Genomic DNA, 20,520 nt, shown 5'->3' with positions numbered 1-20,520 from the left:
CCTCGCCCACAACGACGCCGGCCGCCCCGCCCGCAACGACGCCGGCCGCCCCGCCCGCAACGACGCCGGCCGCCTCGCCCGCAACGACGCCGGGCGCCCCGCCTCCCGCACACCGCCAACCGCCCCGCCCGCGCCGCCGCCCCTCACTTCGCCGGCCGCCCCGCCCGCGCCTTGGCCCCGCTGCTCCCCTCCGCGCTCACTCGGGTCTCCCCGCCACCGCCACCGCCCCGCTGGGCGTCGTCACCGGCGTCCGCCGCTTCACCGGCCCCGTCCTTGGCGGCGCGCTTCACCGGCTTCGCGCCGCCCACCGCCGCCTCGGCCGCCGCGTACAGCTCGGCGGGGCGCACTCCGGAGAGCGCGGTGACCAGGTGGCCGTCGGGGCGGATGAGCAGGACCGAGTGCGCGGCGGCCCCGGGGTAGCTCTCCGCGACGAGCAGTTCGGCGGGGTGCGGCAGCGCCGTGACGGCGGCGGCGAGGCGCGGCATGATCCCGGCCGTCACCCAGTGCCGCCGCTCCCACACCACGGTGCCCGGCGCGACCAGGAGGACGAGGAGCCGGCCGAACCCGAGCCGTTCCCGCAGCTGGACGAACGAGCCGTCGGGCGCCGTCACCCGCACATCGGCCACGGGCGCGCCCACCTCCGTGCCCACCGCCACCTCGGACTCCGAGGGCGCGGGCGCCAGCGGCGAGTGCGCGTACGACGAGGGCGCGCCGAGCGGCCCGCGCCCCACGTGGCCGTCCGTGAGGAGCGCGTCGTGCCCGCGCGCGGACCCCGGCACGTAGGAGCGCAGGCCCTTGCCGCCCCGCAGGACCGGCAGCGACTGGTCGGCGGCGCGCAGGCGCGCGGCCACGCCGGCCCGCCGCTCGGCCTGGTAGCTGTCGAGCAGCGCGTCGCGCTCGCCGTGGTGCCAGGCGAACGCCAGCTTCCACGCGAGGTTGTCGGCGTCCCGCAGCCCCTCGTCGAGTCCCTGCGTTCCGAGCGCGCCGAGTAGATGCGCGGCGTCCCCGGCGAGGAAGGAGCGGCCGACCCGCCACCGGCGGGCGAGGCGGTGGTGGACGAGGTGGACACCGGTGTCGAGCAGTTCGTACGGCGGTGTGGCACCCCCGCACCAGCCGGCGAGGGTCTCCCGGATCCGCTGGACGAGGGCGTCGGGGGTCACCAGCTCGCCGCGCGGCGGCAGCAGCCAGTCGAGGCGCCACACCCCGTCCACCAGCGGGCGCCCGGTCACCTCGGCGCCCGCGCCGCGCCACGGAGGCATCCGGTGCAGCAACGCCTCACCGGGCCAGGGAAGTTCCGTACGCAGTGCTGCCACGGCGTGTCGCTCGACGGCCGTACGGCCGGGGAAGCGGATGTCGAGCAGCTTGCGCACCGTCGAGCGGGACCCGTCGCACCCCACCAGGTAACTGCCCCGCCACCACGTGTCCTTCGGCCCGCGCGTGTGGGCGGTCACTCCGGAGGAGTCCTGTTCCAGGGCGTCGAGCTTGCTCCCCACCGCCATCTCGACCAGGCGCTCGTGGGCGATGGCGTCGCGCAGCGCACCGGTCAGCACGTGCTGCGGCACGTGCAGCGGGGCGGGCACCTCGTCCCCGAAGGAGAGCTCCCGCATCACCTGCTTGCGCCGAAGGGACCGCCAATTGGTCCAGCGCGCACCCGACCGCGGATCACCGAGCGAGTGGCCCACCAGCCGTTCCACGAAGCCGGCGGTGTCCTCCCGGAGCACGACCGTCCGCGCCAGGCGCTGCTCGTCCTTGCCGGGACCGTCGTCCAGGACCACCGTGGGCACCGAGTGGCGGGCGAGGGCGAGAGCCAGGGCGAGGCCGACGGGTCCCGCGCCGACGACGATCACCGGGTCCACGGCACACACCCTCCGGCCCGTCGGGAGCCGAGGGTCCGGGCTGCTCGGAAGCGCTGGACGTACCTGTAGGAGCTGGCAGTTGGAGCCCGGTGCACGATCACAGAACGTATGCAACCCATTGCCGGTGCTTGCGTCAAGTGACGACGGCAGTGGCGTTCACCAGGAAGTAACAGCGGAGCGGCCTGCCGGGAGGGGGAGGCGGGCCCAGGGAGACGCGTGTGGGGGGCGGCTCGGTGGCCACCCCCCACACACTATGTCGACGCTACGTCAGTTGGATTTCCCAACCGAGCCGTTGGTGTCGTCGGTCGGGCCCTTGTCCGCCTCCGTGGCCACCGTCGGGCCGAGCGGCGTGGCCGCGTCCAGTACGGCGGGCGTCTCCGCGGGCTCCGCCGCGGCGGCCACCACGATGCCGGTCTTGGTGCGGCGCCCGCGCTTCTCGATCCAGGTGGCCAGCGAGGAGAGCGCCAGGCAGAGCCCGATGTAGATGGCACCGACGACCGCGACCGTCTGGACGAAGGGGTACGTGCCGTTCACGGGGGTGTTGTTGGCGATCAGCCGCGCCGAGTACAGCAGCTCGGGGTACAGAATGATGTAGCCGAGCGAGGTGTCCTTGAGCGTCACCACGAGCTGGCTGATGATCGTCGGCAGCATGGAGCGCACGGCCTGCGGGAACAGGATGCCGGCCGTCACCTGCGTCTTGCTCATGCCCAGGGCGTAGGCGGCCTCCCGCTGGCCCTTCGGCACGGCGTTCACGCCCGCGCGCAGGACCTCGGCCTGGACGCAGCCGTTGTAGATCGACAGGCCGAGGACCAGCGCCCAGAACGGCGTCACGTCGCCGACGATGCCGACCCACAGGGCGAAGATCGTGATCAGCAGCGGGATCGACCGGAAGAGGTCGATGAAGATCACCGAGGCCCAGCGCACCACCCGGTGCTCGGACAGCCTGCCGACACACAGCACGACCGCGAAGGCCAGCGAGAGCACCGCGGCGAGCGCGAAGGCCTTGAGCGTGGCCAGGAGCGCTTCGAAGATGTTCTCGCGGATGCCGGAGTAGTTGAAGATGTCCCACAGGGCGCCTTCGAACTCGCCCTTCTCGTTGAGCCGCAGGACGGCCCAGACGATCAGGCCGAGGACCGCCGCGGTGCCGGCGATGGAGTAGATCCGGTTGCGGACCTTGGCCTTGGGCCCGGGTGCGTCGAAGAGGACACTGGCACTCATCGGGCGACCTCCATGCGGTGCTCCAACAGCCGGAAGGCGCCGTTGATGGCGTACGTGATGATCAGGTACGCGACCGTGATCCAGACGAAGATCATGGCTATGTCGTAGCCCTCGTTGCTGAGGGTCTTGGCGACGTTGAACAGGTCGACGTTGTCGAAGCTGCCCGCGATGGCGGAGTTCTTCGTCAGCGCGATGAAGATCGACCCCATCGGGGCGACCACCGCACGGGTGGCCTGCGGGAGCACCACCACCCGCATGACCTGCGTGAAGCTCATGCCGATCGCGCGGGCCGCCTCGGCCTGGCCCATCGGCACGGTGTTGATGCCGGAGCGCAGTGCCTCGGCCACGAACGACGAGGTGTAGAACCCCAGCGCCACGACGCCGAGCACGAAGGAGTCCATGTCCGGGAAGAGGATCTTGGGGAGGATGAAGAAGGCCACCAGGAACAGCAGCGTCAGCGGGGTGTTCCGGAGGATGTTCACCCACAGGGTGCCGAAGACGCGCAGCGGCGGCACCGGGGAGACGCGGAATGCGGCGATGATCACGCCGAGCACCATGGCGATGACCCCGCTGACCACGGTCAGCTCCACGGTGCCGATGAACCCCTCGCGGAACAGCGACAGGTTGTCGGTCAGTACGTTCATGAATTCTCCGCGAGAGGGCGGTCGGGCGGCGATGGGCTCACAGGACGCCCCGCCCCGTACGGACGTGTCGGCCGTACGAAGCGGGGCGCGGGGGTCCTACTTGGGGTCGGTGAAGGCCGGCGGGTCCTTGTACTCGGAGCCGGACTTGCCGAGGGTGGCCTCGAAGGCCTTCTTGTAGTCGCCGTTCTCCTGGTGCGCCTTGATGGCGTCCGCGACGGCCTTCTGCAGGGCCTTGTCGCCCTTCTTGAGGCCGACGCCGTAGGGCTCGTCGGAGAAGGGCTTGCCGACGACCTTGAGCTTCTTCGGGTTCTGCGCCGCGTAGCCCATCAGGATGGCGTCGTCGGTGGTGACGGCGTCGACCTGGTCGTTGAGCATCTGCGCCACGCACTCGGAGTACTTGGACAGCTCGGTCACCTTGGCGCCGTACTTCGGCTTCTTGATGTTCTGCAGCGGCGTGGAGCCGACGATGGAACAGACCTTCTTGCCGCGGACGGTCTCCGGGCCCTTGATGTCCTTCTCGTCCTTGCGGACGAGCAGGGAGGCGCCGGCGTGGTAGTACGGCCCGGCGAAGTCGATCTGCTTCTTGCGCTCGTCGTTCATCGTGTACGTGCCGATCATCAGATCGACGTCGCCCTTGGAGACCGCGGTCTCCCGGGCGCCGGAGTCGACCGTCTTGTACTCGATCTGCTTCGCCGAGAAGCCCAGGTCCGCCGCGATCATCTTCGCGATCTCGATGTCGAAGCCGGACCGCTCCTTGGTCGACTGGTCCTCGAAGCCCAGGTACGGCTGGTCGGCCTTGGCGCCGACGATCAGCTTGCCGCGCTTCTTGGCCGCCTTGAAGACGGACGAGTCGAGCGACACGTCCTTCTTGACCGTGTAGCTGAGGGCCTTGGTGTCCTTGCTGTCCGGGCCCTGCGGCTTGTCGCCGGCGGAGCCCTCCTTGCCGCCGCAGGCGGTGGCGGTCAGCGAGAGCGCGGCGACGGCCGCCGCCACGGCAACGGACTTACGGAGCTTCATGGGGAACATCCTCTGATTCGACTGGAGTTGAGACGGCGTGAAGCCTCAGTGTTTAAGGATCTTCGACAGGAAGTCCTTGGCCCGGTCGCTGCGCGGGTTGCTGAAGAACTGGTCCGGCGTGGCCTCTTCGACGATCCGGCCGTCCGCCATGAAGACGACACGGTTCGCCGCCGACCGGGCGAAGCCCATCTCGTGGGTGACGACGATCATCGTCATCCCGTCGCGGGCGAGCTGCTGCATCACCTCGAGGACCTCGTTGATCATCTCCGGGTCGAGCGCCGACGTGGGCTCGTCGAAGAGCATCACCTTGGGGTCCATCGCCAACGCGCGTGCGATGGCGACACGTTGCTGCTGACCGCCGGAGAGCTGCGCGGGGTACTTGTCGGCCTGTGAGGCGACCCCCACGCGGTCCAGCAGGGCGCGGGCCTTCGTCTCGGCCTCCGCCTTGCCGGTCCTGCGCACCTTGGTCTGGCCCAGCGTCACGTTCTCGAGCACCGTCTTGTGCGCGAAAAGGTTGAACGACTGGAAGACCATGCCCACGTCCGCACGGAGACGGGCCAGCTCCTTGCCCTCCTGGGGCAGCGGCTTGCCGTCGATCGAGATGTCTCCCGAGTCGACCGTCTCCAGGCGGTTGATGGTGCGGCACAGGGTCGACTTGCCCGACCCGGAGGGGCCGATCACCACGACGACCTCGCCGCGGGCGATGGTCAGGTCGATGTCCTGGAGGACGTGCAGAGCGCCGAAGTGCTTGTTGACGTTCTTCAGCACGACCAGGTCGTCCGCCCCGGGCGGTATGGCGTCCTTGGTCACCGATACTTCGGTCACGGCTTGTTGCTCCATCCTCCTCGGTTGGGGAGGACAGTAATCACCCAGTGCGACCAGCGTCATTACATCTGAGGGGAAATTGAGCATAACGATCCGGCCGCAACCGGACACTCCGTGTGAAGAGGGCCCACGATGTCCGTACCGGCTGGATAACGGAACGTGTCCGTGACCCGAACCCTCTTGACGCGGTCCTCATCCATCGGCGTGGATGCCTTGGTGCGCTCGCGCGAGTACCGGCCACGGTCGAACCACGGATGAATTGGAGGGGGCCCGTATGAGACTGCTTCTTGTCGAGGACGACGATCACGTGGCCGCCGCCCTGTCCGCGATCCTGGCCCGGCACGGCTTCGACGTCGTGCACGCCCGCAGCGGCGAGGAGGCGCTGCAGGCTTTGCTCCCCGCGCAGGCGCCCCCCTTCGGAGTGGTCCTCCTCGACCTCGGCCTGCCCGACCAGGACGGCTACGAGGTCTGCGGCAAGATCCGCAAGCGCGGCTCGACACCGGTGATCATGGTGACGGCGCGCTCGGACGTGCGCTCCCGGATCCACGGCCTCAACCTCGGAGCCGACGACTACGTGGTGAAGCCGTACGACACCGGAGAACTCATCGCCCGCATCCACGCGGTCATCCGGCGACCCACCCCCGGCGGCGCGGCGGTACCGGGCGACAGCGAGCTGCGGCTGGGAGCCGTGCACATCGAACTGCCCACCCGGCAGGTCAGCGTGGACGGTTCGGTCGTCCAACTGACCCGCAAGGAGTTCGACCTGCTCGCCCTCCTCGCCCAGCGCCCCGGAGTGGTGTTCCGCCGCGAGCAGATCATCAGCGAAGTCTGGCGCACCAGTTGGGAAGGGACGGGACGCACCCTGGAAGTACACGTGGCGTCCCTGCGGGCCAAGCTGCACATGCCGGCGCTGATCGAGACGGTGCGCGGCGTCGGCTACCGCCTCGTCGCCCCGGCCACGTAGCAAGAGCGAGGACCGGTGCGCTCACGCCTCCTCCCGCTGCTGATCGTCCTCATGGCGGGCGTCCTGCTCGCGCTCGGCTTCCCGCTGGCCGTCAGTGTCGCGGCGGCGCAGCAGCAGAAGGCGGTCGTCGACCGGATCGACGACACGGCCCGCTTCGCCTCCCTCGCGCAGTTCGTCACCAAGCGGCCCTCGGGCTCCCGCGTCAAGGGCGACACCGACGAGCGCCGCGAGACCCTGCAGAAGGAACTCGACGACTACTACGAGGTCTACGGCATCAGGGCAGGCGTCTTCTACCGCGACGACAGCCCCATGGCACACGCCCCCGCCACCTGGTACCTGCCCACCGAGGGAGACGTCCGCGGCGCTTTCCGGGAAGCCCTGCGCTCCCGTGGCAGCCACGACCCCGAGCAGGTGTGGCCGTGGCGGCGCGGCCGCCTCGCCGTCGCGTCCCCGGTGATCAGGGACGGGGACGTCATCGCCGTCGTCGTCACCGACTCGCCGACCGGACGCATGCGCTCCAAGACGCTGTACGGCTGGCTGCTGATCGCCGCAGGGGAGTTCGCGGCGATGCTCCTGGCCGTCGGAGCCGCCCTGCGGCTCACGGGCTGGGTGCTGCGCCCCGTGCGCGTCCTGGACGCCACCACGCACGACATAGCCACCGGACGCCTCAAATCGCGCGTCGCGGCGGCCGGCGGGCCACCGGAACTCAGGCGCCTCGCCCGCTCGTTCAACGAGATGGCGGACCACGTCGAGGACGTGCTCGAACAGCAGCGCGCCTTCGTCGCCGACGCCTCCCACCAGCTGCGCAACCCCCTCTCCGCCCTGCTGCTGCGCATCGAACTGCTCGCCCTCGAACTGCCCGAGGGCAACGAGGAGATCGCCTCGGTCCGCACCGAGGGCAAGCGCCTCGCCCAGGTCCTGGACGACCTGCTCGACCTGGCGCTGGCCGAACACGCCGCGGCGGACCTGTGCCTCATCGACATCGGTGAACTGGCCGCCGAGCGCGTCGCCTCCTGGCGCCCGCTCGCCGAGCAGCGGGGGGTACGGCTGACGGGCGAGTGCCCGGCGACCACCGGCTGGGCCGACCCGGTCGCCCTCTCCAGCGCACTGGACGCGGTGATCGACAACGCCCTGAAGTTCACCCCCGAAGGCGGACCGGTCCACGTGGCGGTCTCCTCGGGCAACGGCTCGACGACCGTCGTGGTCACCGATGGCGGCCCCGGGCTCACCGACGACGAGCTGGCCCGCGTCGGCGACCGCTTCTGGCGCAGCAACCGCCACCAGAACGTCAAGGGCTCGGGCCTCGGCCTGTCCATCTCGCGGGCCCTGCTCGCGGCGGGCGGCGGCTCCATCGCGTACGCGCGGAACGAACCGCACGGACTGAGGGTGAGCGTCAGCGTCCCCCGCAGCGAGCCGTCGACGGGCCCCTGAGGGCCGTTCCGCGGCCTTGCCGGAGTCACCCGCTCACGGCTTGACCGAGCGGTAGTAGCGGCGCGCCCCGTCGTGCAGCGGCAGGGGGTCGGTGAACAGGGCGGTGCGCAGGTCCACCAGCTGGGCCGCGTGCACCTGGTCGCCGATGTGGTCCCGGCTGTCGATGACGGTCCGGGTCAGCCCGGCGGTGAGGTCGGCGTCGGCCCGGTCGGTGGTGACCAGGAGGTTGGCCACCGCCAGGGTCGGCACGGCGGAGCCCTGCTGGGCGTGCGGATAGGCGTCGGCCGGCATGGTCGCGGCCCGGTAGTAGCGCGAGGCGCCGCCCTGCTCGTGCAGCTTGTCGACGAGGTAGCCGAGTCCGACGAGACGAATGTCCGTCTTCTTCGAAAGCACCCGCACCGAGGTCGTCGGCAGCCCGCCCGACCAGAAGAAGGCGTCGATCGAACCCCTCCGCAACAGGTCGGGCATGGTGTCGATGCCCGCCGACACCGGCTCGATGTCCGTCCGCGGGTCGAGCCCCGCGGCGTCCAGCACCCGGTCCGCTATCAGCCGCACGCCGGAGCGGTCCTGCCCCACCGCCACCCGCTTGCCCCGCAGATCCGCCACGGAGTGGATGTCGGAGCCCCGGGGCACCACGAGCTGCACGTAGTCGTCGTAGAGGCGCGCGCAGCCGCGCAGGCGGTCCGCCCCCGGTGCGCCCTCCAGGCGGTACTTCTCCACGGCGTCGGCGGCCGCGATGGTGAAGTCGGCCTCGCCCGTGGCCACCCGCTCGACGTTCTGCGGCGACCCCTGGCTGTTGCGCAGATCGACGTCCACCTCCGGCATGTCCTGCGAGATCGCCGAGCGCAAGAGCTTGCCGTACCGCTCGTAGACGCCGTTGCGCACGCCCGTGCTGAACGTGATCCGGCCGCTCGGGGAGCTCTCGCCCATGGGCATCAGCCACCACACCAGCAGCCCGAACACCACGAGCGCGGCGGCCGCGCCCTGGAGGGCGCGGCGCCTGCCGATGCGGGGGAGTGCCTGGAGCATGCGCGCGATCCTGCCAGCACCCTCACCGGGATGACCAGGGGCGAGGTCACACCTCGGGGCCCTGACGGCCGCCCCCGGGGAGCCCCGGCCGCCGTCCCCGGCCACACGCGCGTGGCGACCCCGTACCCTGGGGGGCGAGATGAGCGCGAAGACTTACGAGGTGCGCACCTACGGGTGCCAGATGAACGTCCATGACTCCGAGCGGCTCTCCGGGCTGCTGGAGGACGCCGGCTACGAACGTGCGCCCGAAGGAGCCGACGGCGACGCCGACGTCGTCGTCTTCAACACGTGCGCCGTGCGGGAGAACGCCGACAACCGCCTGTACGGCAATCTCGGCCGCCTGGCCCCGATGAAGACCAAGCGGCCCGGGATGCAGATCGCCGTCGGCGGCTGTCTCGCCCAGAAGGACCGCGACACCATCGTCAAGAAGGCGCCCTGGGTCGACGTCGTCTTCGGCACGCACAACATCGGCAAGCTGCCGGTCCTCCTGGAGCGCGCCCGCGTCCAGGAAGAGGCGCAGGTCGAGATCGCGGAGTCCCTGGAGGCGTTCCCCTCGACGCTGCCCACGCGCCGCGAGAGCGCGTACGCCGCGTGGGTCTCCATCTCCGTGGGCTGCAACAACACCTGCACCTTCTGCATCGTCCCCGCCCTGCGCGGCAAGGAGAAGGACCGCAGGACCGGCGACATCCTCGCCGAGATCGAGGCGCTCGTCGGCGAAGGCGTCAGCGAGATCACCCTCCTCGGGCAGAACGTGAACGCGTACGGCTCGGACATCGGCGACCGCGAGGCCTTCAGCAAGCTGCTGCGCGCCTGCGGCGGGATCGAGGGCCTGGAGCGCGTGCGCTTCACCTCCCCGCACCCCCGCGACTTCACCGACGACGTCATCGCCGCCATGGCCGAGACGCCCAACGTGATGCCGCAGCTGCACATGCCGCTGCAGTCCGGCTCCGACCCGATCCTCAAGGCGATGCGCCGCTCCTACCGCCAGGACCGCTTCCTGGGGATCATCGAGAAGGTCCGCGCGGCCATGCCGGACGCGGCCATCTCCACCGACATCATCGTGGGCTTCCCCGGCGAGACCGAGGAGGACTTCGAGCAGACCATGCACGTCGTCCGCGAGGCCCGCTTCGCCAACGCCTTCACCTTCCAGTACTCCAAGCGCCCCGGGACCCCGGCCGCGACCATGGAGGACCAGATCCCCAAGGAGGTCGTCCAGGCGCGCTACGAGCGTCTGGTGGCCCTCCAGGAGGAGATCTCCTGGGAGGAGAACAAGAAGCAGGTCGGCCGCACCCTGGACCTGATGGTCGCCGAGGGCGAGGGCCGAAAGGACGGAACCACGCACCGCCTCTCCGGCCGCGCTCCCGACAACCGCCTGGTGCACTTCACCAAGCCGGACACCGAGGTGCGCCCCGGCGACGTCGTGACGGTCGAGATCACCTACGCCGCCCCGCACCACCTGCTCGCCGAGGGCGCCGTGCTGAACGTACGCCCCACGCGCGCGGGTGACGCGTGGCAGAAGCGCAACACCGAGGCGGCCGCGAAGCCCGCGGGCGTCATGCTGGGCCTGCCGAAGATCGGCGCCCCGGCCCCGCTGCCGGTGGCCACGGGGAGCGGCTGCGGCTGTGACTGATCGGGCCGGTCGCCCACCGGGTGCGCGTTAGTCTGCGGATCATGCTTGTCGCCGCAGCCGTCTGCCCCAGCGCGCCCCTGCTCGTGCCCGCCGTCGCCGCGGGAGCCGCCCCGGAACTGGACGCCGCGCGCGCGGCGTGCACCGACGCCCTAGGGGTGCTCGCCGCATCCCGGCCCGATCGCCTCGTCGTGGTCGGGCCCGCCGACGGACCGGGCGAAAGCGAGCCGTATCCGCAAGGCACCCTTGGCTCCTTCCGGGGCTTCGGGGTGGACCTCGACGTACGGCTCGGGCCCGGCACCGACGAGGGTGCGCCGGCTGGGCGCGAGCTGCCGCCCTCGCTCGCCGTGGCCGCCTGGCTGCTCGCGCGCACCGGGTGGTCCACCGCCCCGCCGGCAGGCCTGGCCGTCGGGGAGGCCCTCGCCGCCGAGCGCTGCCTCGCGGCGGGGGCGGAGATCGGGGCGCGGGCCGACCGGGTGGCGCTGCTGGTGATGGGCGACGCCAGCGCGTGCCGCACGCTGAAGGCCCCCGGCTACCTCGATGAGCGGGCGGCCGGTTTCGACGCGGCGGCCGGCCGCGCCCTCGGCACGGCGGACGTCGGCGCGCTGAAGGCACTGGACGCGGATCTGGCGCACGAACTGAAGGCGGCGGGCCGCGCACCCTGGCAGGTGCTCGCCGGGGCGGCCGACGGCGCGGCGCTGAGCGGAGAGCTGCTCTACGAGGACGCGCCCTACGGCGTCGGGTACCTCGTGGCCGCCTGGTCCTGAGGGCCCCGCCGGCGGCCCGCGCCGGGCCCGGACGGCCTTCCGGGGAACAGCCCCCACACGCGGCGACGGCCGCGAAGCAGGATGCTTCACGGCCGTCCGCCGATGCGGTTCAGGGAGCCGCGGGAGGCGTCGGGGGCGGGGGAGGAGTGGCGCTGCCGCCCGTGCCCCCGCCGTGCCCGTCCGTGCCGTGCGCAGGGCCGGCGAGACGGTCGACGGCGTCCTTCGCCTTTCCCGTTCCCGTGTGGATCTTGTCGCTGTACTTGCCCTTGGTCTTCGCGTCGACGACCTTCGCGGCCTTGTCCAGCCCCTGGTCGATCTTGTCCCCGTGCTGCTGTGCGAGGTCGGAGACCTTGCCCTTGGCAGGGGCCAGCTTGTCCTTCAGGCGGTCCAGGAAGCCCATGCATTCACCTTCCCTCGCCGGGAGTTCGCCGGGGTGCTACTTCCGGGCGCCCTCACCGGCTTCGTTGTCGGCCGCTTCGCCGGCCGACTGCTGCTTCGGGATGTCCACGCCGTCCGCCGCCTCGGCGGACTCCGCGGGCTTGTCCTCGCCGGCGCTCTCGGTGTCCGCGTCGGTCTTGACGGCCGGCTCGGCCTTGGCCTCGGCAGGGCATTCGGCGGCTCCCTCGCGCTCGGCGGACCCCTCGGCCTCGGAGGACTCCCCAGCGGCCTCGGCCGCCTCGGGCGTCTGCGCGTCGGTGGACACCTCGGCCGGCGCCGCCTCCTCGCTGTCCTTGGCCTTCCGGCGGAACCTTGCAAAAACGCCCATATCTACTCCATACGTTACTCGTGTGGGCGAAACCCCGCCCCACCCGGTGCGCCCATTGCGTCGCCCGGGGCATCGGTCCTCGAAACCGGCGGCCGAGACCTCGCAACAGGCAACGACCTGGGAGGCGTGCCGTCACGTAGCTCGTTCGGGAAGACTTGCGGGTGTTTGCGAGACTGGTGCGGTGAGTAGTGCAGCTCCCGCCCCGCGGGTCATCGCCGTCGTCGGTCCCACCGCGGCAGGAAAGTCCGATCTGGGCGTTTTCCTCGCCCAGCGCCTTGGCGGCGAAGTCGTCAACGCGGACTCCATGCAGCTCTACCGGGGGATGGACATCGGCACCGCCAAGCTGACGCCCGAGGAGCGCGGCGGCGTGCCCCACCAGCTGCTCGACATCTGGGACGTCACGGAGGCGGCCAGCGTCGCCGAGTACCAGCGACTGGCCCGCGCGCAGATCGACCGCCTCCTCGCCGAGGGCCGCTGGCCGATCCTCGTCGGCGGCTCCGGGCTGTACGTCAGGGGGGCCGTCGACCGCCTGGAGTTCCCCGGCACCGACCCCGCCGTACGGGCCCGCCTGGAGGAGGAGCTCACCCTGCGCGGCCCCGGCGCCCTGCACGCCCGCCTCGCCGCCGCCGACCCCGGGGCGGCGCAGGCGATCCTGCCCGGCAACGGCCGCCGGATCGTGCGCGCCCTTGAGGTCATCGAGATCACCGGCAAGCCCTTCACCGCCAACCTCCCCGGCCACGACTCCGTGTACGACACGGTCCAGATCGGCGTCGACGTGGCGCGCCCCGAACTCGACGAGCGCATCGCCACGCGCGTGGACCGCATGTGGGACGCCGGCCTGGTCGACGAGGTACGCGCGCTGGAGGCGCGGGGGCTGCGCGAGGGACGCACGGCGTCCCGGGCCCTCGGCTACCAGCAGGTGCTCGCCGCCCTCGCGGGGGAGTGCACCGAGGACGAGGCGCGCGCCGAGACCGTGCGCGCCACCAAACGCTTCGCACGCCGTCAGGACTCGTGGTTCCGGCGCGACCCCCGGGTGCACTGGCTGAGCGGCGCCATGGCCGACCGGGGGGAACTTCCTTCCCGTGCCCTCGCGTTGGTCGAACGACCGGTCACAGCCTGATCACGTGATGGCATCGGGACGCCCCGCGGGTCATCCGCGCACCTGACGCCGTGCCATCATCGACCATCGATCGACAGGTGGAGTCCGGAGTGGGAGGGCGCGTGGCGATGGAGGCCGGCCCTCGTGACACCGCGCATGACGGCGGAGAGCAGCTGAGTCCCGACGGTCCCGACGAGAGCGGGAGCGGCGTGACGGACGACGGACCCGGGGCGGACGAGATGTCCGCGCAGGACGAGGTCGAGGTCGAGCTGCGCCCGCAGCGGCGGCTGCGCGTCTGGCAGCTCGCGCCCATCGTGATCCTCGCCGCGGTCGGCTCGCTGATGTTCGCCTTCCCGCTGGCCTTCGAGTTCGGCGACGGCGGCGCGGTGGTCGCCATGCTCGGCCTGCTGATCAGCTGCTGCGCGGCCGGCTGGGGCATGATGGCCGCCCGCCGCGTCGGACACACCTGGCCCGGACTGCCCGAGCGGGGCTCGGGGCGCCGCCCGGACTGGCGGGTCGTCTGCGGCTACGCCCTGCTGTTCCTCGGCGCCGCGGTCCTCGCCGTGTGGCGGGTGGCCCGCCTCCGCTGACACCGGCCGGCGTCGCGCCGCTGTCGGGACCGCTCCGCCGGCGCCTTCGCGGCACCGCGCGGACCGCCTGTCGTACCCACCCCGTACGATCGAGGAATGAGCACGCGGATCGCCTTCCTCAAGGGGCACGGGACCGAGAACGACTTCGTGATCATCCCGGACCCGGACAACGCCGTCGAGCTGTCCCCGGCCGCCGTGGCCGCCCTGTGCGACCGCCGCGCGGGCATCGGCGCCGACGGCGTCCTGCACGTCGTGCGCTCCGCCGCCCACCCCGAGGCCCGCCATCTCGCCGACCGCGCCGAGTGGTTCATGGACTACCGCAACGGCGACGGCTCGATCGCCGAGATGTGCGGCAATGGAGTGCGCGTCTTCGCCCGCTACCTCCAGCACGCCGGCCACGTCGGCGAGGGCGACCTCACGGTGGCCACCCGCGGCGGCGTGAAGAGCGTGCACATCGCCAAGGCGGAATCCGGCGGCGAGATCACCGTCGGGATGGGCAAGGCGCTGCTCCCCGGCGGGGACGTCACCGTCTCCGTCTCCGAGCACCGGTGGCCCGCGCTCAACGTGAACATGGGCAATCCCCACGCGGTCGCCTTCGTGGACGACCTCTCCGAAGCGGGCACCCTCTACGAAGCCCCGCTCTTCAGCCCCGCCTCCGCCTACCCCGACGGGGTGAACGTCGAATTCGTCGTCGACCGCGGCCCGCGCCACGTCGCCATGCGCGTGCACGAGCGCGGCGCGGGCGAGACCCGCTCCTGCGGCACGGGCACGTGCGCCGTGGCCGTCGCCGCGGCCCGCAGAGACGCGCTTGACCCGGCCGTCACCGGGGCCCCGGTGACGTACACCGTCGAGGTCCTCGGCGGCCGCCTGGTGATCACCGAGCACCCCGACGGCGAGATCGAGATGACCGGCCCCGCCGTCATCGTCGCCGAAGGCGAGTTCGCGTCCGAATGGCTCGAAACGGCAATCGCATGAAGTGTCGCTCGAATGGGTGATCCGTTTCACGCTCGGCGAGAGGCGGTCAGTGCCGCGTGATGGGCTCGGTAGCATCAAGCACCGGCCCGGACGGAGTACGTCACCGTCCGTTCACCGCCGGTCGACGCAGCCGGAGGTGCCCATGAGCGCGGAGGCCACGAACCCTGCCACGCCCGTCCCCCTGACGACCGGGGGGCTGCGCAGGCGCGGCCGCGCCCGTCTCGACCTGCGCAGGCTCGGCAGGGCCGCCCTGCTGGGGCCCGGCGCCCGCGACCGCCTCCCCGACGCGATCGGCCACGTGGTGGAGGCCCACCGCGCCCACTACCCCGACGCCGACCCCGACCCGCTGCGCCGGGCGTACGTCCTCGCGGAGTCCTCGCACCGCGGCCAGACGCGCAAGAGCGGCGAACCGTACATCACGCACCCCCTCGCCGTGACCCTGATCCTCGCCCAGCTCGGCGCCGAGATCACCACGCTGACCGCCTCCCTGCTCCACGACACCGTCGAGGACACGGACGTCACGCTGGACCAGGTGCGGGCCGAGTTCGGCGACGACGTCTGCTATCTCGTCGACGGCGTCACCAAACTGGAGAAGGTCGACTACGGAGCGGCGGCCGAGCCGGAGACCTTCCGCAAGATGCTCGTCGCCACCGGCAACGACGTGCGCGTCATGTCGATCAAGCTCGCCGACCGGCTGCACAACATGCGCACGCTCGGCGTCATGCGCCCCGAGAAGCAGGCCCGCATCGCCAAGGTGACCCGGGACGTGCTCATCCCGCTCGCCGAGCGCCTCGGCGTCCAGGCGCTCAAGACCGAGCTGGAGGACCTCGTCTTCGCGATCCTGCACCCGCAGGAGTACGCCGAGGTCCAGGCCCTCATCACCGCCGACGCCCAGCGCGAGGGCGACCCGCTCGGGGACATCGCGAACGAGGTGCGCGGCGTGCTGCGCGAGGCCGGCATCACGGCCGAAGTGCTCATCAGGCCGCGCCACTTCCTCTCCGTCCACCGGGTGCACCGCAAACGCGGCGAGCTGCGCGCCTCCGACTACGGCCGCCTCCTGGTGCTCGTCGGCGAGGACGCGGACTGCTACGGAGTCCTCGGCGAACTGCACACCTGCTTCACGCCCGTCGTCTCGGAGTTCAAGGACTTCATCGCCGTACCGAAGTTCAACCTCTACCAGTCGCTGCACACGGCCGTCGCCCGGCCCGACGGCGAGGTGGCCGAAGTCCTCATCCGCACGCACCAGATGCACCAGGTCGCCGAGGCGGGCGTCGTCGCCCTCCGCAACCCTTACGCGCCTGCTCCGGAGGAGCACTCCGGGGCCGACGACGAGCGCGTGGACCCGACCAGGCCCGGCTGGCTCTCCCGGCTCCTCGACTGGCAGCAGGCCGCCCCCGACCCCGACACGTTCTGGTCGACACTGCGCGAGGACCTCGCCCAGGACCGCGAGATCACCGTCTTCCGGTCCGACGGCGGCACCCTCGGCCTGCCCGCCGGCGCCAGCTGCGTCGACGCCGCCTACGCCCAGTACGGCGAGGACGCGCACGCCTGCATCGGCGCCCGCGTCAACGGCCGCCTCGCGACGCTCAGCACGGTCCTGCGGGACGGCGACACCGTGCAGCTGCTCCTGAGCCAGGACGCCACCTCGGGCCCCTCCCGCGAGTGGCTGGAGCACGCCCGCACGCCGGCCGCGCGCATCGCCATCCGGCGCTGGCTCACCACCCACCCCGCCACCGCGGCGTCCGCCCCCGCGGCCACCCCGCCGCGCCCACCCGAGCAGGCGCCGGCGGCCGCGCCACGCCCCGAGGCCCCCGAGGCACCCGACGCCTCCCGCCCCGCCGCCGCGACCGCCGTGGTGGACCGCGAGGGTGCCACCGTGCGGCTCGCGGGGTGTTGTACGCCGGTGCCGCCCGACGCCATCACCGCCTTCGCCGTCCGCGGCGGCGCCGTGACCGTCCACCGCGCCGGCTGCCCCTCGGTGGAGCGCATGAAGGAGGTCGGGCGCGCGGAGGTGGGCGTGCGCTGGGGCGACAGCGCCGAGTGCCGCGTCACCCTCACCGCCGAATCGTTCGGCCGCGCGCACCTCCTCGCCGACCTCACCGAGGCGATCGCCCTGGAGGGCGTCGCCATCGTCTCCGCGACCGTGGAGCCACCGACCCAGCAGCGCGTACGCCACACCTACACGCTCCAACTGCCCGACGCGGCGCACCTCCCGGGGCTGATGCGGGCCATGCGGGCCGTGCCGGGCGTGTACGACGTGAGCCGCGCCCAGCACCCGGCGGCCGCCGCCCACTGACACGCGCAGGCCCGCCACCGAGGCGGCCCGGCCCATCAGGAGGGCCCCGGAGCGACACGTTCGAGTGGCATGGCGCGCGGCGTCGCACGGGGACGGGCGCGCGCTGATAGCGGTAAGTCCATGCTGCTCACCCCTCGGACCTCGGCCCCGCGGCCCAAGGCCCTTCGCACCCACCGCCTCGCCGTGGCACTGATCGCGGCGACCGCCTCCGCGGCCCTCGTCGCGGCGAGCGCGCCGTCGCCGGCCGCCCCCCTCGGCATCGGCGACCCGCTCTTCCCGCACCTGGGCAACCCCGGGTACGACGTGGAGTCGTACGACATCGACTTCACCTATCACGGTGACAACCGCAAGCCGCTGGACGCCATCACCAAGATCGACGCCCGGGTCACGGCTCCGCTGGAGCAGGTGAACCTGGACTTCACCCACGGCAAGGTGCGCTCCGTCGAGATCAACGGCCGGGCCGCCCGGTTCGACAGCTCCGGAGAGGACCTGGTCCTCACGCCGTCCGAACCGCTCTGGCCCGGCGAAGTTCTGCGCATCGCCGTCCGGCACACCAGTGACCCCGTCTCTACCAAGGAGGCGCAGAGCGGCTGGCTGCCCACCGACGACGGGCTCGCCATGGCCAATCAGGCGGACGCGGCCCACCTGGTCTTCCCCTGCAACGACCACCCCTCGGACAAGGCGGTGTTCACGTTCCGCGTGACCACCCCCAAGGGGCTCACCGCCGTCGCCAACGGCCTGCCGAGCGCCGAGCCCCGGCACACCGCGAAGACCACCACCTGGGAGTACCGCACCCACCACCCCATGGCGACCGAGCTGGCACAGGTGTCCATCGGCCGCTCCACCGTCCTGCACCGCGAGGGCCCGCACGGCCTCGTCGTACGCGATGTGGTGCCCACCAAGGACCGCAAGGTCCTGGAGCGCTGGCTGAAGAGGACACCCGGCCAGATCGACTGGATGGAGAAGAAGGTCGGCCGCTACCCCTTCGAGGCCTACGGCGTCCTGGTGGCGGGTGCCCGCACCGGCTTCGAACTGGAGACACAGACGCTCTCGCTCTTCGAGAGGGAGCTGTTCGTCCACCCCGGGATCCCCGAGTGGTACGTCGACGCGATCATGGTGCACGAACTGGCCCACCAGTGGTTCGGCGACAGCGTCAGCCCCCGGAACTGGTCGGACGTATGGCTCAACGAGGGCCACGCCACCTGGTACGAGGCGCTCTTCGCCGAGGAGAAGGCGAAGCGGCCCCTGAAGGACCGGATGCGGGCGGCCTACGGCCGGTCGGACGCCTGGCGCGCCGCCGGTGGCCCGCCCGCCAAGCCCAAGGAGCCCGCTCCGGGACAGAAGATCAGCCTCTTCAGGCCGGTCGTCTACGACGGCAGCGCCCTGGTCCTGTACGCCTTGCGCCAGGAGATCGGGCAGCGCGCCTTCGAGAGCCTGGAGCGGCAGTGGGTCCACATCCACCGCGACGGCAACGCGGAGACCGCCGACTTCATCCGGCTGGCCTCCTACCACGCCGGGCGTGACCTGCGCGGATTCTTCGACGCCTGGCTGTACGGCAAGAAGACCCCGCCGATGCCGGGCCACCCGGACTGGCGCACGACGGCGCCGGAGGCGAAGGCTCCGGGGAAGGCCGGGTAGCTCCGGGAAGGGCCGGCGGACGAGAAGAGACGGGGGCGGGGAACCCCGTAGGGGAAAACACGGATGACGAGACGGGCCGTGCCGTGCGACCATCGTCAGGTCGACGACGGCACGGCACGGCCCTTCCGGTCCGGGCAGGTCACGGGAATCTCCCGGCCGTACCGGGCGTTGTCGACAGTGACGGATGACGCATCCGTCGAGGGCGGGTCCCCGGATCCGGCCGCATTCCCATCGAAGCATCGACGTAAGGATCCAATGACCTCCTCTTCTTCCCCTTCCCAGGACGCACAGAGCTTCGCGCAGAACTACCCCGAAGGTCTTCGGGCCGATGCCCTGATGGAAGAGGACGTCGCCTGGAGCCACGAGATCGACGGAGCGCGGGACGGCGACCAGCTCGACCGCTCCGAGCGCGCGGCCCTGCGCCGTGTCGCCGGTCTCTCCACCGAACTCGAGGACGTCACCGAAGTCGAGTACCGCCAGCTCCGCCTGGAGCGCGTGGTCCTCGTCGGCGTGTGGACCTCCGGGACGGTCGACGATGCGGAGAACTCCCTCGCCGAGCTCGCCGCCCTCGCGGAGACCGCGGGCGCGCTCGTCCTCGACGGCGTCATCCAGCGCCGCGACAAGCCCGACCCGGCGACCTACATCGGCTCCGGCAAGGCCCTGGAGCTGCGCGACATCGTGCTGGAGACCGGCGCCGACACGGTCGTCTGCGACGGTGAGCTGAGCCCCGGCCAGCTGATCCACCTCGAAGACGTCGTCAAGGTCAAGGTGGTCGACAGGACCGCGCTGATCCTCGACATCTTCGCCCAGCACGCCAAGTCCCGAGAGGGCAAGGCGCAGGTCGCCCTGGCGCAGATGCAGTACATGCTGCCGAGGCTCCGCGGCTGGGGTCAGTCGCTCTCCCGTCAGATGGGTGGCGGCGGCGGTGGCGGCATGGCCACCCGTGGTCCCGGTGAGACCAAGATCGAGACGGACCGGCGTCGGATCCGCGAGAAGATGGCGAAGATGCGCCGTGAGATCGCGGAGATGAAGACGGGCCGCGACATCAAGCGACAGGAGCGCCGGCGCAACAAGGTGCCCTCGGTCGCCATCGCCGGGTACACGAACGCCGGCAAGTCCTCGCTGCTCAACCGCCTGACGGGCGCGGGCGTCCTGGTGGAGAACTCGCTGTTCGCCACCCTCGACCCGACCGTGCGCCGGGCCGAGACGCCGAGCGGCCGGGTGTACACCCTGGCCGACACCGTCGGGTTCGTGCGGCACCTGCCGCACCACCTCGTCGAGGCGTTCCGCTCCACCATGGAGGAGGTCGGCGACTCCGACCTGATCCTGCACGTGGTGGACGGCTCGCACCCGGTGCCGGAGGAGCAGCTGGCCGCCGTGCGCGAGGTCATCCGGGACGTGGGCGCGACCGACGTCCGCGAGATCGTGGTGATCAACAAGGCGGACGCGGCGGACCCGCTGGTCCTCCAGCGGCTGCTGCGCAACGAGAAGCACGCGATCGCGGTCTCGGCCCGCACCGGCGCAGGCATCGAGGAGCTGCTCGGGCTCATCGACACCGAACTGCCGCGGCCCGAGGTCGAGATCGAGGCCCTCGTCCCGTACACGGAGGGCCAGCTCATCTCGCGTGCCCACGCCGAGGGCGAGGTGCTCTCCGAGGAGCACACCGGTGACGGCACGCTGCTCAAGGCGCGGGTGCACGAAGAGCTCGCCGCGGAGCTCGGCCCGTACGTGCCGGCCACGCACTGACGGCGGCGCACACACGGCGAAGGCCCGCTCCC

18 protein-coding genes are annotated in these 20,520 nt (G+C 71.7%); 10 read left to right on the top strand and 8 right to left on the bottom strand.

Features of this window, described 5'->3' with window-relative positions:
* Positions 1-143: 143 nt before the first annotated feature.
* The 5 genes from ABZ385_RS19540 to ABZ385_RS19520 form a co-directional block, all read right to left on the bottom strand.
* Positions 144-1,856, bottom strand: coding sequence for an FAD-dependent monooxygenase (locus ABZ385_RS19540; RefSeq protein ID WP_358912391.1), 1,713 nt, complete (start codon positions 1,854-1,856; stop codon positions 144-146).
* A 267-nt stretch (positions 1,857-2,123) separates the two neighbouring features.
* On the bottom strand, positions 2,124-3,074 hold the full coding sequence (locus ABZ385_RS19535) for an amino acid ABC transporter permease (RefSeq protein ID WP_358582026.1): 951 nt from the start codon (positions 3,072-3,074) through the stop codon (positions 2,124-2,126).
* Positions 3,071-3,718: an amino acid ABC transporter permease gene (locus ABZ385_RS19530; protein WP_358582029.1), complete on the bottom strand. Its 648-nt coding sequence runs from the start codon at positions 3,716-3,718 to the stop codon at positions 3,071-3,073. The genes ABZ385_RS19535 and ABZ385_RS19530 overlap by 4 nt, the downstream gene beginning before the upstream one ends.
* Before the next feature lie 96 nt (positions 3,719-3,814).
* On the bottom strand, positions 3,815-4,735 hold the full coding sequence (locus ABZ385_RS19525; protein ID WP_358582032.1) for a glutamate ABC transporter substrate-binding protein: 921 nt from the start codon (positions 4,733-4,735) through the stop codon (positions 3,815-3,817).
* A gap of 45 nt (positions 4,736-4,780) precedes the next feature.
* Positions 4,781-5,560 (bottom strand): amino acid ABC transporter ATP-binding protein, encoded by a 780-nt coding sequence (locus ABZ385_RS19520; protein WP_358582035.1) that lies wholly within the window; start codon positions 5,558-5,560, stop codon positions 4,781-4,783.
* A gap of 274 nt (positions 5,561-5,834) precedes the next feature.
* On the opposite strand from ABZ385_RS19520, the gene ABZ385_RS19515 reads away from it, so the two are divergent.
* Positions 5,835-6,524, top strand: a complete 690-nt coding sequence (locus ABZ385_RS19515) for a response regulator transcription factor (protein ID WP_358582038.1) — start codon at positions 5,835-5,837, stop codon at positions 6,522-6,524.
* A gap of 15 nt (positions 6,525-6,539) precedes the next feature.
* Positions 6,540-7,955 (top strand): ATP-binding protein, encoded by a 1,416-nt coding sequence (locus ABZ385_RS19510; protein ID WP_358912389.1) that lies wholly within the window; start codon positions 6,540-6,542, stop codon positions 7,953-7,955.
* A 33-nt stretch (positions 7,956-7,988) separates the two neighbouring features.
* Here the strand turns inward: ABZ385_RS19510 and ABZ385_RS19505 are convergent, their stop codons facing one another.
* Positions 7,989-8,984: a TAXI family TRAP transporter solute-binding subunit gene (locus ABZ385_RS19505; protein WP_358582042.1), complete on the bottom strand. Its 996-nt coding sequence runs from the start codon at positions 8,982-8,984 to the stop codon at positions 7,989-7,991.
* Between the two features lie 139 nt (positions 8,985-9,123).
* Here ABZ385_RS19505 and miaB point away from each other — a divergent pair, with 139 nt between their 5' ends.
* Positions 9,124-10,614 (top strand): tRNA (N6-isopentenyl adenosine(37)-C2)-methylthiotransferase MiaB, encoded by a 1,491-nt coding sequence (gene miaB, locus ABZ385_RS19500; protein ID WP_358582044.1) that lies wholly within the window; start codon positions 9,124-9,126, stop codon positions 10,612-10,614.
* Between the two features lie 41 nt (positions 10,615-10,655).
* Complete coding sequence (locus tag ABZ385_RS19495; RefSeq protein WP_358582046.1) at positions 10,656-11,378, top strand: class III extradiol dioxygenase subunit B-like domain-containing protein; 723 nt, start codon at positions 10,656-10,658, stop codon at positions 11,376-11,378.
* 109 nt (positions 11,379-11,487) lie between these two features.
* Here the strand turns inward: ABZ385_RS19495 and ABZ385_RS19490 are convergent, their stop codons facing one another.
* Together ABZ385_RS19490 and ABZ385_RS19485 are read right to left on the bottom strand one after the other, a co-directional pair.
* The gene (locus ABZ385_RS19490) at positions 11,488-11,778 is read right to left on the bottom strand and encodes an antitoxin (protein WP_358582048.1); all 291 of its coding nucleotides are present in this window, start codon (positions 11,776-11,778) and stop codon (positions 11,488-11,490) included.
* Between the two features lie 36 nt (positions 11,779-11,814).
* On the bottom strand, positions 11,815-12,144 hold the full coding sequence (locus ABZ385_RS19485; RefSeq protein ID WP_358582050.1) for a hypothetical protein: 330 nt from the start codon (positions 12,142-12,144) through the stop codon (positions 11,815-11,817).
* A gap of 181 nt (positions 12,145-12,325) precedes the next feature.
* Between ABZ385_RS19485 and miaA the strand changes: the two genes are divergently transcribed.
* The 6 genes from miaA to hflX all read left to right on the top strand — a co-directional run bounded on the left by miaA (position 12,326) and on the right by hflX (position 20,488).
* Positions 12,326-13,264, top strand: coding sequence for a tRNA (adenosine(37)-N6)-dimethylallyltransferase MiaA (gene miaA / locus ABZ385_RS19480; RefSeq protein WP_358582053.1), 939 nt, complete (start codon positions 12,326-12,328; stop codon positions 13,262-13,264).
* 107 nt (positions 13,265-13,371) lie between these two features.
* On the top strand, positions 13,372-13,833 hold the full coding sequence (locus tag ABZ385_RS19475) for a hypothetical protein (RefSeq protein WP_358582067.1): 462 nt from the start codon (positions 13,372-13,374) through the stop codon (positions 13,831-13,833).
* Between the two features lie 96 nt (positions 13,834-13,929).
* A complete protein-coding gene (gene dapF, locus ABZ385_RS19470) occupies positions 13,930-14,808 on the top strand; it encodes a diaminopimelate epimerase (RefSeq protein WP_358912388.1) in 879 nt (292 codons plus the stop codon).
* A gap of 142 nt (positions 14,809-14,950) precedes the next feature.
* The gene (locus ABZ385_RS19465) at positions 14,951-17,104 is read left to right on the top strand and encodes an HD domain-containing protein (protein ID WP_358912386.1); all 2,154 of its coding nucleotides are present in this window, start codon (positions 14,951-14,953) and stop codon (positions 17,102-17,104) included.
* A gap of 120 nt (positions 17,105-17,224) precedes the next feature.
* On the top strand, positions 17,225-18,742 hold the full coding sequence (locus tag ABZ385_RS19460) for a M1 family metallopeptidase (protein WP_358912384.1): 1,518 nt from the start codon (positions 17,225-17,227) through the stop codon (positions 18,740-18,742).
* 255 nt (positions 18,743-18,997) lie between these two features.
* On the top strand, positions 18,998-20,488 hold the full coding sequence (gene hflX, locus ABZ385_RS19455; RefSeq protein ID WP_358696521.1) for a GTPase HflX: 1,491 nt from the start codon (positions 18,998-19,000) through the stop codon (positions 20,486-20,488).
* Positions 20,489-20,520 lie beyond the last annotated feature (32 nt).

Source organism: Streptomyces sp. NPDC005898 (assembly GCF_040629635.1).
GTDB lineage: Bacteria > Actinomycetota > Actinomycetes > Streptomycetales > Streptomycetaceae > Streptomyces.
This window is presented reverse-complemented; position numbering and strand designations above follow the sequence as displayed.

Bases quoted from the DNA above. Each gene is read 5' to 3' on its own strand.
- ABZ385_RS19535 (WP_358582026.1), bottom strand. From the start codon at position 3,074: ATGAGTGCCAGTGTCCTCTTCGACGCACCCGGGCCCAAGGCCAAGGTC.
- ABZ385_RS19530 (WP_358582029.1), bottom strand. From the start codon at position 3,718: ATGAACGTACTGACCGACAACCTGTCGCTGTTCCGCGAGGGGTTCATC.
- ABZ385_RS19525 (WP_358582032.1), bottom strand. From the start codon at position 4,735: ATGAAGCTCCGTAAGTCCGTTGCCGTGGCGGCGGCCGTCGCCGCGCTC.
- ABZ385_RS19515 (WP_358582038.1), top strand. From the start codon at position 5,835: ATGAGACTGCTTCTTGTCGAGGACGACGATCACGTGGCCGCCGCCCTG.
- ABZ385_RS19505 (WP_358582042.1), bottom strand. From the start codon at position 8,984: ATGCTCCAGGCACTCCCCCGCATCGGCAGGCGCCGCGCCCTCCAGGGC.
- miaB (WP_358582044.1), top strand. From the start codon at position 9,124: ATGAGCGCGAAGACTTACGAGGTGCGCACCTACGGGTGCCAGATGAAC.
- ABZ385_RS19495 (WP_358582046.1), top strand. From the start codon at position 10,656: ATGCTTGTCGCCGCAGCCGTCTGCCCCAGCGCGCCCCTGCTCGTGCCC.
- ABZ385_RS19490 (WP_358582048.1), bottom strand. From the start codon at position 11,778: ATGGGCTTCCTGGACCGCCTGAAGGACAAGCTGGCCCCTGCCAAGGGC.
- ABZ385_RS19485 (WP_358582050.1), bottom strand. From the start codon at position 12,144: ATGGGCGTTTTTGCAAGGTTCCGCCGGAAGGCCAAGGACAGCGAGGAG.
- ABZ385_RS19475 (WP_358582067.1), top strand. From the start codon at position 13,372: ATGGAGGCCGGCCCTCGTGACACCGCGCATGACGGCGGAGAGCAGCTG.
- dapF (WP_358912388.1), top strand. From the start codon at position 13,930: ATGAGCACGCGGATCGCCTTCCTCAAGGGGCACGGGACCGAGAACGAC.
- ABZ385_RS19465 (WP_358912386.1), top strand. From the start codon at position 14,951: ATGAGCGCGGAGGCCACGAACCCTGCCACGCCCGTCCCCCTGACGACC.
- ABZ385_RS19460 (WP_358912384.1), top strand. From the start codon at position 17,225: ATGCTGCTCACCCCTCGGACCTCGGCCCCGCGGCCCAAGGCCCTTCGC.
- hflX (WP_358696521.1), top strand. From the start codon at position 18,998: ATGACCTCCTCTTCTTCCCCTTCCCAGGACGCACAGAGCTTCGCGCAG.